Source organism: Caballeronia glathei, assembly GCF_000698595.1.
Classification (GTDB): domain Bacteria; phylum Pseudomonadota; class Gammaproteobacteria; order Burkholderiales; family Burkholderiaceae; genus Caballeronia; species Caballeronia glathei.
Genome location: NZ_JFHC01000074.1, coordinates 1 through 12,682 on the forward strand (window position 1 = coordinate 1; position 12,682 = coordinate 12,682).

The 12,682-nt window shown below is 66.6% G+C and carries 12 protein-coding genes; 6 read left to right on the top strand and 6 right to left on the bottom strand.

Features of this window, described 5'->3' with window-relative positions:
• Nucleotides 1-230: 230 nt before the first annotated feature.
• The 4 genes from BG61_RS31585 to BG61_RS31600 are packed head-to-tail and all read right to left on the bottom strand — an operon-like array spanning nt 231 to nt 3,300.
• On the bottom strand, nt 231-1,013 hold the full coding sequence (locus BG61_RS31585; RefSeq protein WP_035926623.1) for a metal ABC transporter permease: 783 nt from the start codon (nt 1,011-1,013) through the stop codon (nt 231-233).
• Entirely contained in the window at nt 1,006-1,929 is a 924-nt protein-coding gene (locus BG61_RS31590) for an ATP-binding cassette domain-containing protein (protein ID WP_035926743.1), read from the bottom strand. Before BG61_RS31590 ends, BG61_RS31585 begins: the two co-directional genes overlap by 8 nt.
• A complete protein-coding gene (locus tag BG61_RS31595) occupies nt 1,926-2,834 on the bottom strand; it encodes a metal ABC transporter solute-binding protein (protein WP_075584263.1) in 909 nt (302 codons plus the stop codon). Before BG61_RS31595 ends, BG61_RS31590 begins: the two co-directional genes overlap by 4 nt.
• Before the next feature lie 7 nt (nt 2,835-2,841).
• Nucleotides 2,842-3,300, bottom strand: a complete 459-nt coding sequence (locus tag BG61_RS31600) for a Fur family transcriptional regulator (RefSeq protein WP_035926618.1) — start codon at nt 3,298-3,300, stop codon at nt 2,842-2,844.
• 364 nt (nt 3,301-3,664) lie between these two features.
• On the opposite strand from BG61_RS31600, the gene BG61_RS31605 reads away from it, so the two are divergent.
• From BG61_RS31605 to BG61_RS31630, 6 genes are all read left to right on the top strand, one after another.
• Complete coding sequence (locus BG61_RS31605; RefSeq protein ID WP_035926615.1) at nt 3,665-4,438, top strand: L-iditol 2-dehydrogenase; 774 nt, start codon at nt 3,665-3,667, stop codon at nt 4,436-4,438.
• Nucleotides 4,439-4,699: 261 nt separating this feature from the next.
• Nucleotides 4,700-6,058: an ABC transporter substrate-binding protein gene (locus BG61_RS31610; RefSeq protein WP_035926613.1), complete on the top strand. Its 1,359-nt coding sequence runs from the start codon at nt 4,700-4,702 to the stop codon at nt 6,056-6,058.
• 84 nt (nt 6,059-6,142) lie between these two features.
• Nucleotides 6,143-7,078, top strand: a complete 936-nt coding sequence (locus BG61_RS31615) for a carbohydrate ABC transporter permease (RefSeq protein WP_035926609.1) — start codon at nt 6,143-6,145, stop codon at nt 7,076-7,078.
• Nucleotides 7,075-7,923: a carbohydrate ABC transporter permease gene (locus BG61_RS31620; RefSeq protein ID WP_051672921.1), complete on the top strand. Its 849-nt coding sequence runs from the start codon at nt 7,075-7,077 to the stop codon at nt 7,921-7,923. Before BG61_RS31615 ends, BG61_RS31620 begins: the two co-directional genes overlap by 4 nt.
• Before the next feature lie 52 nt (nt 7,924-7,975).
• Complete coding sequence (locus BG61_RS31625) at nt 7,976-8,647, top strand: HAD family hydrolase (RefSeq protein ID WP_051672923.1); 672 nt, start codon at nt 7,976-7,978, stop codon at nt 8,645-8,647.
• Between the two features lie 39 nt (nt 8,648-8,686).
• Nucleotides 8,687-9,808: an ABC transporter ATP-binding protein gene (locus BG61_RS31630; RefSeq protein WP_035926602.1), complete on the top strand. Its 1,122-nt coding sequence runs from the start codon at nt 8,687-8,689 to the stop codon at nt 9,806-9,808.
• Nucleotides 9,809-9,964: 156 nt separating this feature from the next.
• Here the strand turns inward: BG61_RS31630 and BG61_RS31635 are convergent, their stop codons facing one another.
• Both BG61_RS31635 and xylB read right to left on the bottom strand, forming a co-directional pair.
• Nucleotides 9,965-10,912, bottom strand: a complete 948-nt coding sequence (locus BG61_RS31635; protein WP_035926599.1) for a sugar-binding transcriptional regulator — start codon at nt 10,910-10,912, stop codon at nt 9,965-9,967.
• A gap of 184 nt (nt 10,913-11,096) precedes the next feature.
• Nucleotides 11,097-12,578 carry a xylulokinase gene (gene xylB, locus BG61_RS31640; protein ID WP_035926597.1) on the bottom strand — a complete coding sequence of 494 codons (1,482 nt, stop codon included), beginning with the start codon at nt 12,576-12,578 and terminating at the stop codon, nt 11,097-11,099.
• Between the last annotated feature and the right edge of the window lie 104 nt (nt 12,579-12,682).

Here is a 12,682-nt window from a genome sequence, read left to right on the forward strand (position 1 = left end):
TTTCATGGGAACGCAGGCGTATCAGACGGTTCTACAACCGCCGGACCCAAGCGCTAGCGACATCCCCGTGTGACTGCCGCCCCGCACAGGGGCGAAGCCAATAGACCAATAACAAGGCAAGTTTCATGGGAACGCAGGCGTATCAGACCGTTCTATAAACCGCCGAACTCAAGCGCTAGCAACATCCCCGCGTGACTGCCGCCCGGCACCCCAAGCACCAGCGCCAGCGCCTACCTCCGCGCAATCAGGCTGCCGCCATAAACGAGCGCCGCGAGCATCGTGATCCAGAAGCTCGTCGGCCAGTCGGAGTAGAACGCGAGCGTAAGCCCGAGCCACGCCTGCCCGAGCGCGAATGCGGCGGAAAGCACGAGCCCGGTCGACAGCCGCGTCGTGACGTTCTGCGCCGCGGCCGCCGGCCCGACCATCAGCGCGAACACGAGCAGCACGCCGACGATCTGCGTGCACGCCGCGACCGCGAGCGCGGTAATCGAGAGAAACAGCACCGACACGAACCGCAGCGACACGCCCTTGGCTTCAGCCAGTTCCGGCTGCAGCGACGCGAACAGCAAGGGCCGCATGATCACGGCGAGCGCGGCGAGGCTCACCGCCGCGAGGCCCGCCAGCACGCCGAGCGTCTCGTGGCTCACGCCGAGCACGTTGCCGAAGAGGAGCGCCGTGGCCTGCGTCGCGTAGGCGGTGAAGAAGTGCAGGAACAGCAGGCCGAAGCCGAGCGCGAGCGACAGGATCACCCCGATCGCGACATCGCGCCCCGACAGCCGCTCGCCGAGCGCGCCCATGCCGACGCCGGCCGCGAGGGTGAAGCCGACCATGCCCCAGATCGGCGACACGCCGATCAGCACGGCGCCCGTCGCGCCGGTGAAGCCGACGTGCGACAGCGCGTGCCCGGCGAACGTCTGCCCGCGCAGCACGAGGAAGTATCCGACGATCCCCGCCAGCACCGCGACAATCCCCGACGCCGCGAACGCGTTCACCATGAAGTCGTATTCAAACATTGTGCGTGTGCTTTCCCTTGGCCGCGTGGCCGTGTCCGTGACCATGTCCGTGGTCGTGATGGTCATGATCATGGTCGTGCTCGTGCGCGTCCTCGCCTTCTTCGTGCGCATGATCGAGCTTTTCTATTTCGACGTCGCCGGACATCACGAAGATGCGCCCGTTCACGCGCATGACGTCGATCGGCGACCCGTAGAGCTGCGACAGCACGGGCTTCGTGATGACTTCGTCGACGGTGCCGAGCGCCGCGCGCCCGTTGCCGAGGTAGAGCACGCGGTCGAGCGAGTTCAGGAGCGGATTGAGTTCGTGCGCCGAGAACAGCACGGTGATGTTCAGTTCGCGCTGCACGCGGCGCACCAGATCGACGACGCCCGTCTGATGACGCGGATCGAGGCTGATGAGCGGCTCGTCGAGCAGCAGCAGCGTCGGCTTGCCGAGCAGGCATTGCGCGAGCAGCAGCCGCTGCCGCTCGCCGCCGGACAGCTCCGAGAGCGGGCGCGCGGCGAGCGCGTGGGCATCGACGAGATCGAGCACGCGCTCGACGTCCGCGCGAACCGACGCACTCCCGTGCGGCAGGCCCCAGTGATGGCCGTCGGCGGCCATCGCGACGAAGTCGCGTCCGCGCACGCGCCGGCCCGCGAGGCCGCTGCGGATCTGCGGCATGTAGCCGATCGAAGGATTGCCGCGCACGACCGCCTGCCCGTCCACGCGGATCGAGCCGCCGGAGACCGGCAAGAGGCCGAGCAGCGCGCGCATCAGCGTGGTCTTGCCCGCGCCGTTGGGCCCGAGCACGCCGATGAACTCGCCGGTGCGCACGGAAAAGCTCGCGTCGTTGAGAATCGCGCGTCCGCCGAGTTCGAGCGTGACGTGCTCGACTTCGAGCGCGCTCGCGGCGCCGTGCTGCGGGCCACCATTCATCGTTGCCATCCTTGCAGCGCGCCCGACAGCGCGTCGAGCTGCGAAATCATCCATTGCTGGAACGTCTTGCCGGCGGGCAGCGTCTCCGTGACGCTGATGTTCGGCACGCGCGAGTCCTTCGCGACCTTCAGCATGCGCCGGGTCATCGCGTCGGCGGCCTGGCTGTTGTAGATCAGCACGTGCACGCGCCGCTCGGTCAGGTCCTTTTCGAATGCCGCGATATCCGTGGCGCTCGGCTCCGTGTCGTTCATCGTGGCAAGCTGGAAGCGCTGGTTGCGCATCTCGAAGCCGATTGCATCCGCCATGTAGCCGAAGACGGGCTCGGTGGCGGTCACGGGCACGTCCTTGTAGTGCGAGCGCAGCGCGGCGACCTTGTCGTCGATCGGCTTCACCGAGGCGAGGAAAGTCTGCAGGCGCGCGTCGTAGTCGGCCTTGTGAGCCGGGTCGGTCTCGCCCAGATACTGCGTCACGGCCTTCGCCACGGCGGGCATCGTGGCCGGGTCGTACCAGAGATGCGGGTTGTCGCCGGATTTCTTGCCGACCAGTTGCGCCGCGACGATCGTCGTGCGCTTTGCGTTCTTCGATGCCGCGAGCAGCTTGTCCATCCACGGATCGTAGTCGGCGCCGTTGTAGACGACAAGCGCCGCGTGCTGCAACGCGCGCGCGGTCTTCGGGCTGGCTTCGAAGAGATGCGGGTCCTGGTCGGGGTTGCTTAGGATGCTCGTCACCTGAACGTGGTCGCCGCCCAGTTGGCGCACCACGTCGCCGTAGAAGTTTTCCGCCGCGACGACGCTCACGCGAGCGGTCTGGGCGGCTGCCGTGCCGCAAACGCTCAGGGCGAGCGCGGCGCAGGTCAGGATGGAGGCGAGTGTTCTCATCGTTTTCCTCGTGAGGGGGTGGGACAGTTGGGGTTCAGGTGTTGCGCAGCCGCTGCTGGCAGTCGCTGCAAAGGCCGCTCAATTCGACGACCTGATGACGTACTTCGAAACCATGCGCGGGCGGACTGGCGGAGAGCGTGGAGGCGAGTTCGTCGCCGGGAATTTCGAGCGTGGCGCCGCATTCCTCGCAGATCAGGAACTGGCCCGCGTGCGGCTTGCCGGCCTCGCAGCACGCGAGAAATGCGTTCTTCGACGCGATGCGGTGCACGAAGCCGTGCTCCACGAGAAAGTCGAGCGCGCGATAGACGGTCGTGGGCGGCACGCGGCCGCCGCGCTGCGGCTTGATGGCGTCGATCAGATCGTAGGCGCCGATCGGCTTGCGCGCGCGCACGACGAGTTCGTAGACCTGCCGGCGCAGCGGCGTGAGCGCGAGGCCGCGTTCTGCGGCAAGCGCTTCTGCACGGGCGAGCATCTGTTCGGCTGACGACGACATAACTGTTCTTCGAACCGTGTCCTTCGAATCGCGCAGCCGTTCTTTGCAGACGGCGCGCGAGTCCGGCGGTGGTCCGTGATCCGGGAGATTAGGAATTGTCCGAGATGATATAACGTATCACTCCCATCCGCAGGAACGGATCACGGCAAACGCCGTGTTCGCCGCGGCTCGAAACCCGCGTGAGCCGCGCCAGCCGGGGTTTTCCCGGATCCTGGGCTCATTGCGCGCCGCAACATCGAAAGATCGCAACTCGCCTTGACAGCGCTCGATGCGTCGCCGATCATTCGATCAAACAGAGAGCAATTGTTCGCACGTTGAGCGTTCGCTCACCACGACCCTCGAAAATGCACTCCCGGAGACAGGCTTGAAACTACAGGACAAGGTGGCAATCATCACCGGCGCCGCGAGCGGAATCGGTGAGGCGGTGGCCAGGCGCTATCTGGACGAAGGCGCGAAAGTGGTCGTCGTCGACGTGAAGGACGAGGGCGAACTGGCCCGTCGTTTCGAGCACACCGCGGATCGCGTGCTCGCACTGCGCGCCGACGTGACCCGCCGCGAAGACATCCGGCGCATCGTCGATGCGGCCGTCGAGCGGTTCGGCAGCGTCGACATTCTGTTCAACAACGCGGCGCTCTTCGACATGCGCCCGATCCTCGACGAATCCTGGGACGTGTACGACCGCCTTTACGCGGTGAACGTGAAGGGCATGTTCTTCCTGATGCAGGCCGTCGCAAAGCGCATGGTCGAGCAGGGCCGCGGCGGCAAGATCATCAACATGTCGTCGCAGGCGGGGCGGCGCGGCGAGGCGCTCGTTGCGCACTACTGCGCGACCAAGGCCGCCGTCATCAGCTACACGCAATCGGCGGCGCTCGCGCTCGCGAAGGAGCGCATCAACGTGAACGGCATCGCGCCGGGCGTCGTCGATACGCCGATGTGGGAACAGGTCGACGCGCTCTTCGCGAAGTACGAGAACCGGCCGCTCGGCGAGAAGAAGCGGCTGGTCGGCGAAGAAGTGCCGCTCGGACGCATGGGCGTGCCCGGCGACCTGACCGGCGCGGCGCTTTTCCTCGCATCGGCGGATTCGGACTACATCACCGCGCAGACGCTCAACGTCGACGGCGGCAACTGGATGAGCTGAAGCGCCGACCGGGCGCGTGAGTTGCTCGCGCCCGAATGCCCGCTTCACTTGATTGCCCCAGGGCGCCGTCTATATTGGAACGGCGCGGATTCGAACCGCACTCGACGACGCACTTCGCTCGCGCACCGGCATCTTCGCCACGCGAATACAGCAAACGGAGCAATGCGCATCACGCAAGCACACCAGCCAGCCATCAAGACAGCAATCACGACAGCCACGCAGCACGAGCGCCCGTGCTAACGAAAAAGGAGACGAAACAACATGAAACGCGCCCAACCCAACGTTCGAACACTGCAGGCCCGCGCGACGGCCGGCCGAATGCTCGCCCTTGCCGCATTTGCGGCGGCCTTCGCGCCGTTCGCTGCGAACGCTGCGACCACCGTGACGATCGCCACGCTCAACAACCCGGACATGATCGAGCTGAAGAAGCTCTCGCCGGCATTCGAGAAGGCCAACCCGGACATCCAGCTCAAGTGGGTGATCCTGGAGGAGAACGTGCTGCGCCAGCGCGCGACGACCGACATCACCACCAACAGCGGCCAGTTCGACGTGATGGCGATCGGCACCTATGAAGCGCCGCAGTGGGGCAAGCGCGGCTGGCTCGTGCCGATGACGAACCTGCCCGCCGACTACGACCTCGAAGACGTCGTGAAGACGGCCCGCGACGGCCTGTCGTACAACGGCCAGCTGTATGCGCTGCCGTTCTACGTCGAAAGCTCGATGACGTATTACCGCAAGGACCTCTTCCAGGCGGCCGGCCTCACGATGCCCGACCAGCCGACCTACGACCAGATCAAGCAGTTCGCCGAGAAGCTCACCGACAAGGCGAAGGGCCAGTACGGCATCTGCCTGCGCGGCAAGGCGGGCTGGGGCGAGAACATGGCGTACGTGTCGACGGTGGTGAACACATTCGGCGGCCGCTGGTTCGACGAGAGCTGGAAAGCGCAGCTCGATACGCCCGAATGGCACAAGGCGGTCGGCTTCTACGCGGACCTGCTGAAGAACGCCGGCCCGCCGGGAGCGAGTTCGAACGGCTTCAACGAGAACCTCACGCTGATGTCCTCGGGCAAGTGCGCGATGTGGATCGACGCGACGGTCGCGGCGGGCATGCTCTACAACAAGGCGCAGTCGCAGGTGGCGGACAAGATCGGCTTCGCCGCGGCGCCGGTTGCCGTCACGCCGAAGGGCTCGCACTGGCTGTGGTCGTGGTCGCTCGCCATTCCGAAGACCTCGAAGTCGCAGGACGCCGCGAAGAAGTTCGTCACCTGGGCGACCTCCAAGCAGTACATCGAGATGGTCGGCAAGGATGAAGGCTGGGCGTCGGTGCCGCCGGGCACGCGCAGGTCGACCTATGCGCGTCCCGAGTACAAGCAGGCGGCGCCCTTCGGCGACTTCGTGCTGAAGGCGATCGAGTCGGCGAATCCCAACGACGCGTCGCTCAAGAAGGTGCCGTACAGCGGCATCCAGTTCGTGGGCATTCCGGAGTTCCAGTCGTTCGGCACGGTGGTCGGGCAGTCGATCGCGGGCGTGGTCGCCGGGCAGACCTCCGTCGACGCCGCGCTGAAGGCGGGCAACGCCGCCGCCGATCGCGCGGTGCGCCAGGCCGGGTACCAGAAGTAAGTGCTGCGGCATTCGCCGCAGTAAGGCGGCCGTGGGGTTCGAAGAGACGGCACGGCCCGCGCATCATCGAGAGGTGACACGATCATGAGTCAACTGAATCCCCCCATGACGGACCACTACGCGCAATCCGCGGCCGAGCGGGACAAGCGGCGCGCCAAGTCCGTGCGCTGGCTGATCAGCCCGTCGACCGGGCTGCTCTTCCTGTGGATGGTGATTCCGCTCGCGATGACGATCTGGTATTCGTTCTCGCGCTACAACCTGCTCAATCCCGACGTCAAGGGCTTCGCCGGTTTCGACAACTATCACTTCCTCGCCACCGACCCCGCGTTCGGCCCCTCGATCGGCCATACGCTGACACTGATCGGCTCGGTGCTCCTGATCACTGTGGTGGGCGGCGTGCTGCTCGCCGTGCTGTTCGACCGCAAGTTCATCGGACAGGGTATCGCGCGCCTTCTGATCATCGCGCCGTTCTTCGTGATGCCGACCGTCTCCGCGCTCATCTGGAAGAACATGATCCTGCATCCGGTGTACGGGCTCGTCGCGTCGGCGATGCGCTCGGTCGGGCTGCAGCCGATCGACTGGTTCGCGCAGTACCCGCTCTTCGCGGTGATCATGATCGTCGCGTGGCAGTGGCTGCCGTTCGCGTTCCTGATTCTCTTCACGGCGATCCAGTCGCTCGACCAGGAGCAGAAGGAAGCGGCGCGCATCGACGGCGCGGGTCCGTTCTCGATGTTCTTCTTCATCACGCTGCCGCACCTGAAGCGCGCGATCGCCGTCGTGGTGATGATGGAAACCATTTTCCTGCTGTCGATCTTCGCCGAGATCTACACGACGACGGGCGGCGGCCCGGGCACCGCGACCACCAACCTGTCGTACCTGATCTACGCGCTCGGCCTGCAGCAGTTCGACGTCGGCCTCGCGTCCGCCGGCGGGATTCTCGCGGTCGTCCTGGCGAACATCGTCGCGTTCTTCCTCGTGCGGATGCTCGCGAAGAACCTGAAAGGGGAGTACGAGTCATGAGCCATCCCGTAACCACCACCAGCTCGGTGCCGGTCCTCGATACGGTCAAGCGCAGCATCCCCGGCATCGTCGCGTGGCTCGTCTCGATCCTGCTGTTCTTCCCGATCTTCTGGATGACCATCACGGCGTTCAAGACCGAGCAGCAGGCGTATTCGTCGTCGCTGATCTTCACGCCGACGCTCGACAGCTTCCGCGAGGTGTTCGCGCGCAGCAACTATTTCGGCTTCGCGTGGAATTCGATCCTGATCTCGCTCGGCGTCACGGTGATCTGCCTGCTGCTCGCCGTGCCGTGCGCCTACGCGATGGCCTTCTTCCCCACGAGGAAGACGCAGAAGGTGCTGCTGTGGATGCTCTCCACGAAGATGATGCCGTCGGTCGGCGTGCTGGTGCCGATCTATCTGCTCTGGAAGAACGCCGGCCTGCTCGACACCGTGACCGGGCTCATCATCGTCTACACGCTGATCAACCTGCCGATTGCCGTGTGGATGGCGTTCACGTACTTCAACGAGGTGCCGCGCGACATTCTGGAGGCAGGGCGCATCGACGGCGCGTCGACCTGGCAGGAGATCGTCTATCTGCTGATGCCGATGGCGCTGCCGGGGCTCGCATCGACGGGGCTGCTGCTCGTGATCCTGTCATGGAACGAGGCGTTCTGGAGCATCAACCTGTCGAGCTCGAACGCCGCGCCGCTCACGGTGTTCATCGCGTCCTACTCGAGCCCCGAGGGACTTTTCTGGGCGAAGCTCTCGGCGGCGTCGCTGCTCGCGGTCGCGCCGATCCTGATCGTCGGCTGGTTGTCGCAGAAGCAACTGGTGCGCGGCCTGACGTTCGGCGCGGTGAAGTGAGGCGACGCTCGTGAACCTCACTTCGAACCAGACCAGCGTCGATGACCGCCTGATGATCTGCGACTGCGACGGCGTGCTGATCGACAGCGAAGCCGTCGCGGCCCGCGTGCTCGTGGACGACCTGGCGGCGCTGTGGCCGGGGCTCGATATCGAGCCGGTCGTGATGCCGCTCCTCGGACTGCGCATCGAAGCGGTGCTCGCGAGCGCCGCCGACACGCTCGGCCGCACGCTCGACGCCGCGCAGATCGGCGCGATCCGGCGCGCGGTGGAAGTGGCCGCGGTCGAGGCGCCGCCGGTGCAAGGCATCGCCCACGCGCTGTCGGCCATCGCGATCCGCAAGGCGTGCGCGAGCAACAGCTTCTCGCCCTACGTGGACACGGTGCTCAACCGCACGGGCCTCGTGCGCTTCTTCGGCGAGCGGCGCTTCTGCGCGGACATGGTCGAGAATCCGAAGCCCGCGCCCGACGTGTACCTCGCCGCGTCGCGCACGTTGCGCGTCGCGCCGGCGCACTGCCTCGTGGTCGAGGACAGCGTGACGGGCGTCACGGCGGCGCGCGCGGCGGGCATGGCGGTGCTCGGCTTCATTGGCGGCGGGCACGCGACTGAAGGACAGATCGATGCGCTGCGGCGCGCGGGCGCGAGTGTCGTGTTCGACGACATGACGAAGCTGCCCGGGCTCGTCGAGCAATGGTTGCAGCACGCGACTTTCGAAATTCGTGAGTGACCGCAAGGTCACGATTCGAACAAGCACTGGAGACACATCATGGCAAGCCTGACCTTACGCGCGATCAGCAAGCGTTACGAAGAAACCGAAGTGATGAAGAACGTGAATCTCGACATTTCGGACGGCGAGTTTGTCGTGTTCGTCGGCCCGAGCGGCTGCGGCAAGTCGACGCTGATGCGCATGATCGCCGGGCTGGAGGAGATCAGCGGCGGCGATCTGATGATCGACGGCACGCGCGTGAACGAAATTCCGCCGGCCAAGCGCGGCATCGCGATGGTGTTCCAGTCGTATGCGCTCTATCCGCACATGACGCTCTACGACAACATGGCGTTCGGCCTCAAGCTCGCGGGCGAGTCGAAGCCCGCCATCGACGCCGCCGTGAAGCAGGCCGCGAAGATCCTGCACATCGATCACCTGCTCGATCGCAAGCCGAAGCAGTTGTCGGGCGGGCAGCGGCAGCGCGTCGCGATCGGCCGCGCGATCACGAGGAAGCCGAAGGTGTTTCTCTTCGACGAGCCGCTCTCGAATCTCGACGCCGCGCTGCGCGTGAAGATGCGCCTCGAATTCGCGCGTCTGCACGACGACCTCAAGACGACGATGATCTACGTGACGCACGATCAGGTCGAGGCGATGACGCTCGCGGACAAGATCGTGGTGCTCTCGGCGGGCAACGTCGAGCAGGTGGGGACGCCGACCGTGCTCTATCACGCGCCGGCCAACAAGTTCGTCGCGGGCTTCATCGGCTCGCCGAAGATGAACTTCCTGAACGGCACCATCGTGCAGGTGATGAGCGACGGCGTGCTCGTGAAGTACGCGACGGGCGAGACGCAACTGGTCGCGGTCGAGCCGGGCAACGCGAAGGCGGGCGACACGGTGACGGTCGGCATCCGGCCCGAGCATCTGCATGCGGGCACGCCGGCGACGGTGGAGCACGGCGTCTCGAGCACGACGATGGCCGTCGAATCGCTCGGCGACGCGGCGTATCTCTATGCGGAGACGGGCGTTGCGCCGGACGGCCTGATTGCGCGCATTCCGCCGCTCGAGCGGCATGCGCGCGGCGAGACGCTCAAGCTCGGCGCCACGCCCGAGCATTGCCACCTGTTCAACGCGGAAGGGCAGGCGTTCCGCAGGAAGATCATCGAGGTGTTGTCGGCGGCTTGAGGATTGGCGGGATTCGCATGCGCCGGCAGGCGTCCGTCCCGCCGGCGCGTCGTTTGCGGGGAACGCGCGGCGCTTGATCGCGGGCGGTTCGGAGATGAAAAATGAAGCGGGGCGCCGGGCACCGCCCAGGCGTCACCCGCCCGGTGAAGGCGTACGTCAGGCCTCCAGCGCCGCCCGCGCGCACAGCTCGTCGGTGACGAGCCCCGAGAGCCACTTCCCCTTGAGCGTCGCGATCAGCGCCTCGCGTTTCCTTTGTCCGCCGGCAAAACCGATCGTCGGGCGCTTTGGCGGCGCGTCGAGCCGCAGGCTGGTCACGCGCGCGCCCGTTGCCGATTCCACCCGCGCGCCCTCTGCGTCGATCGGCAGGCCGAGCAGTTCGGCCACGGCGCCCGCCTGCATCAGCTCCTCGACCTCGGTGGACGTGATGAAGCCGTCCTCGTGCAGCGGACAGTTGAGCCCCACGTTGCCGATGCCGACGAACGCGACATCCGCCTGCTGCGCGAGCTCATCGACGATCCTGTACAGCCGGTGATTGCACCACTGCGCGCGCTCGGATGTGCTGTCGGCCATCAGCGGCGCGGGCAGCATGAAGTGCTTGCCGCCTGTCTTCTCGGACAGATGCTGCGCGACGTCGTAACGATTGGACGAGCCGTCGTGCGCGATCGCGCCGACCATCGACACCAGCCGGTGCTGCGGCCGGTCGAGCTGCCCGATCTGCGCGACGACGGCCTTGAGCGTGCGACCGCTGCTGATCGAAACGACGAGCGGCTTCTCCTCGACGAGGTAGCGCTCCATCACCTGCGCGCCCGCCACGGCGAGCTTGCGGTCCACCTGCTCGCTGGTGTCGCCGTCGATCGGCACGACCTCGCACATCGCAAGGCCGTAGCGCTTCGAAAGCTGCGCGGCGAGCGCGAGGCAATCGGCGATCTGGTGATCGACCCGCACGCGAATCAGGTTCTTCTCCACCGCGAACGCCACCAGCCGCTGCGCCACCGGCCGCGAGATCTGCAGCTTTTCCGCGATCTCGTTCTGGGTGTTGCCCGCGACGTAGTAAAGCCACGCGGCGCGCGTGGCGAGATCGAGCTTTTCGTTGGACTTGGGCACGGTGTTTCGCTGGTTTCCTCGTTGTCTGCGTCGCTGACTGTGTCGTTGCCCGGCTCATGCGGCGCCGGGGCGACACCCGCGCGCCGCTCTCCCGGACTGTCGCGCGCCTATGTATCGTATTGTGCCTGCGTCCCGCGTGCCGACTGCCCTGAAATGGCGGCCATATCGAATCGTGAAGGCTTGCTCAGGCGAGCCGCGGACGCGCCGGATCGAAGAGCGGCCGCACGTGCTGGTACAGCTCGCGAAACCCTTTCAGACGCTGGCGCAGCAGTTCGTGGCGCTCCTGGTTCGGCACGAATTCGTCCTTGATGGCCGGCTTCGCAAGCACGCTCGCCGGGTCGCCGCCTGCCGCGAGCCAGCCGAGCCGCGCCGCGCCGAGCGCAGCCCCCGTCTCGCCGCCGCCGTGGGTGCGCGTGCGGGTGTCGAGCGCATCGGCGAGCAACTGGCCCCAGTACGCGCTGCGAGCGCCGCCGCCGAGCAGCGACAGCGCGTGCGCCTCGGTGCCGCCCGAGCGCAGGGCGTCGAGACCGTCGGTAAGCGCGAGCGTCACGCCTTCCAGCACGGAATAGCCGAGGAGCGCGCGATCGGTCGCGTGCGTCATGCCGAAAAACACGCCTTGCGCATACGGGTCGTTGTGCGGGGTGCGCTCGCCGCTCAGGTACGGCAGGAAGAGCGGGGCGATCGCGAGCGACTCGGGCGGGAGCGCGCCGATTTCGGCGAGCAGCGTGGGCTCGTCGGTGGAGGTGAGCTTGCAGACCCAGCGCAGGCAGCTCGCCGCCGACAGCACCACGCTCATCTGATGCCAGCGATCCGGAATCGCGTGACAGAACGCGTGCACCGCCGACGCCGGGTTCGGCCGGAAACGGTCGCCCACGACGCACAGCACGCCCGACGTGCCGAGCGACAGGAAGCCGTCGCCGGGTTCCGTCGCGCCGATGCCGATTGCGCTCGCCGCGTTGTCGCCGCCGCCCGCCGCGACCACCACGCCTTCGCGCAGGCCGAGTTCGCGCGCGAGTTCGGGGCGCAGCACGCCCGACGGCTCGCTGCCTTCGGCAAGCGCGGGCATCTGCGCGCGCGTCATGTCGCAGGCGGCGAGCAGTTCGTCCGACCAGTCGCGGCGTGCGACATCGAGCCAGAGCGTGCCGGCGGCATCGGACGGATCGGAGACCTTGGTGCCCGTCAGGTGCAGACGCAGGTAGTCCTTCGGCAGCAGCACGCAGGCGGTCTGCCTGAAGATGTCGGGTTCGTTGTGCGCGACCCACAGCAGCTTCGGCGCGGTGAAGCCGGGCATCGCCAGATTGCCCGCGACGCGGTGCAGTTCAGGCGCGCGCTCGGTGAGTTCGGCGCACTCCTTGTCGCTGCGCATGTCGTTCCAGAGGATCGCGGGCCGCAGCACGCGATCGGACGAATCGAGCAGCACGGCGCCGTGCATCTGCCCGGAGAGGCCGATGCCGCGAACCTGCGCGAACTCGCCGGGAAACTTCTCGCGCAGCGAAAGGAGCGCGGCGCGCGTGCCTTCCCACCAGTCGAGCGGATTCTGTTCCGACCACCGCGGTTTCGGCCGCGAGACGGTGAACGGCGTGCCCGCCGTGCCGATGACGCTGCCGTCGCTTGCGAGCAGCAGGACTTTTACTTCGGATGTGCCGAGGTCGATGCCTAAGTACATGAACGGACCCTTATCGAAGGCTTTTGGCGGGAGCCGCTAATGTAGCGTCCCGCCCGGTGTTGCGCCATGGGCAGATGAACTAGGCGCAGCGGAGCGCCGCCCGA

Excerpts from the sequence above, each read along its gene's own strand:
- BG61_RS31585 (WP_035926623.1), bottom strand. The coding sequence starts at position 1,013 with ATGTTTGAATACGACTTCATGGTGAACGCGTTCGCGGCGTCGGGGATT.
- BG61_RS31590 (WP_035926743.1), bottom strand. The coding sequence starts at position 1,929 with ATGAATGGTGGCCCGCAGCACGGCGCCGCGAGCGCGCTCGAAGTCGAG.
- BG61_RS31600 (WP_035926618.1), bottom strand. The coding sequence starts at position 3,300 with ATGTCGTCGTCAGCCGAACAGATGCTCGCCCGTGCAGAAGCGCTTGCC.
- BG61_RS31610 (WP_035926613.1), top strand. The coding sequence starts at position 4,700 with ATGAAACGCGCCCAACCCAACGTTCGAACACTGCAGGCCCGCGCGACG.
- BG61_RS31615 (WP_035926609.1), top strand. The coding sequence starts at position 6,143 with ATGAGTCAACTGAATCCCCCCATGACGGACCACTACGCGCAATCCGCG.
- BG61_RS31620 (WP_051672921.1), top strand. The coding sequence starts at position 7,075 with ATGAGCCATCCCGTAACCACCACCAGCTCGGTGCCGGTCCTCGATACG.
- BG61_RS31625 (WP_051672923.1), top strand. The coding sequence starts at position 7,976 with ATGATCTGCGACTGCGACGGCGTGCTGATCGACAGCGAAGCCGTCGCG.
- BG61_RS31630 (WP_035926602.1), top strand. The coding sequence starts at position 8,687 with ATGGCAAGCCTGACCTTACGCGCGATCAGCAAGCGTTACGAAGAAACC.
- xylB (WP_035926597.1), bottom strand. The coding sequence starts at position 12,578 with ATGTACTTAGGCATCGACCTCGGCACATCCGAAGTAAAAGTCCTGCTG.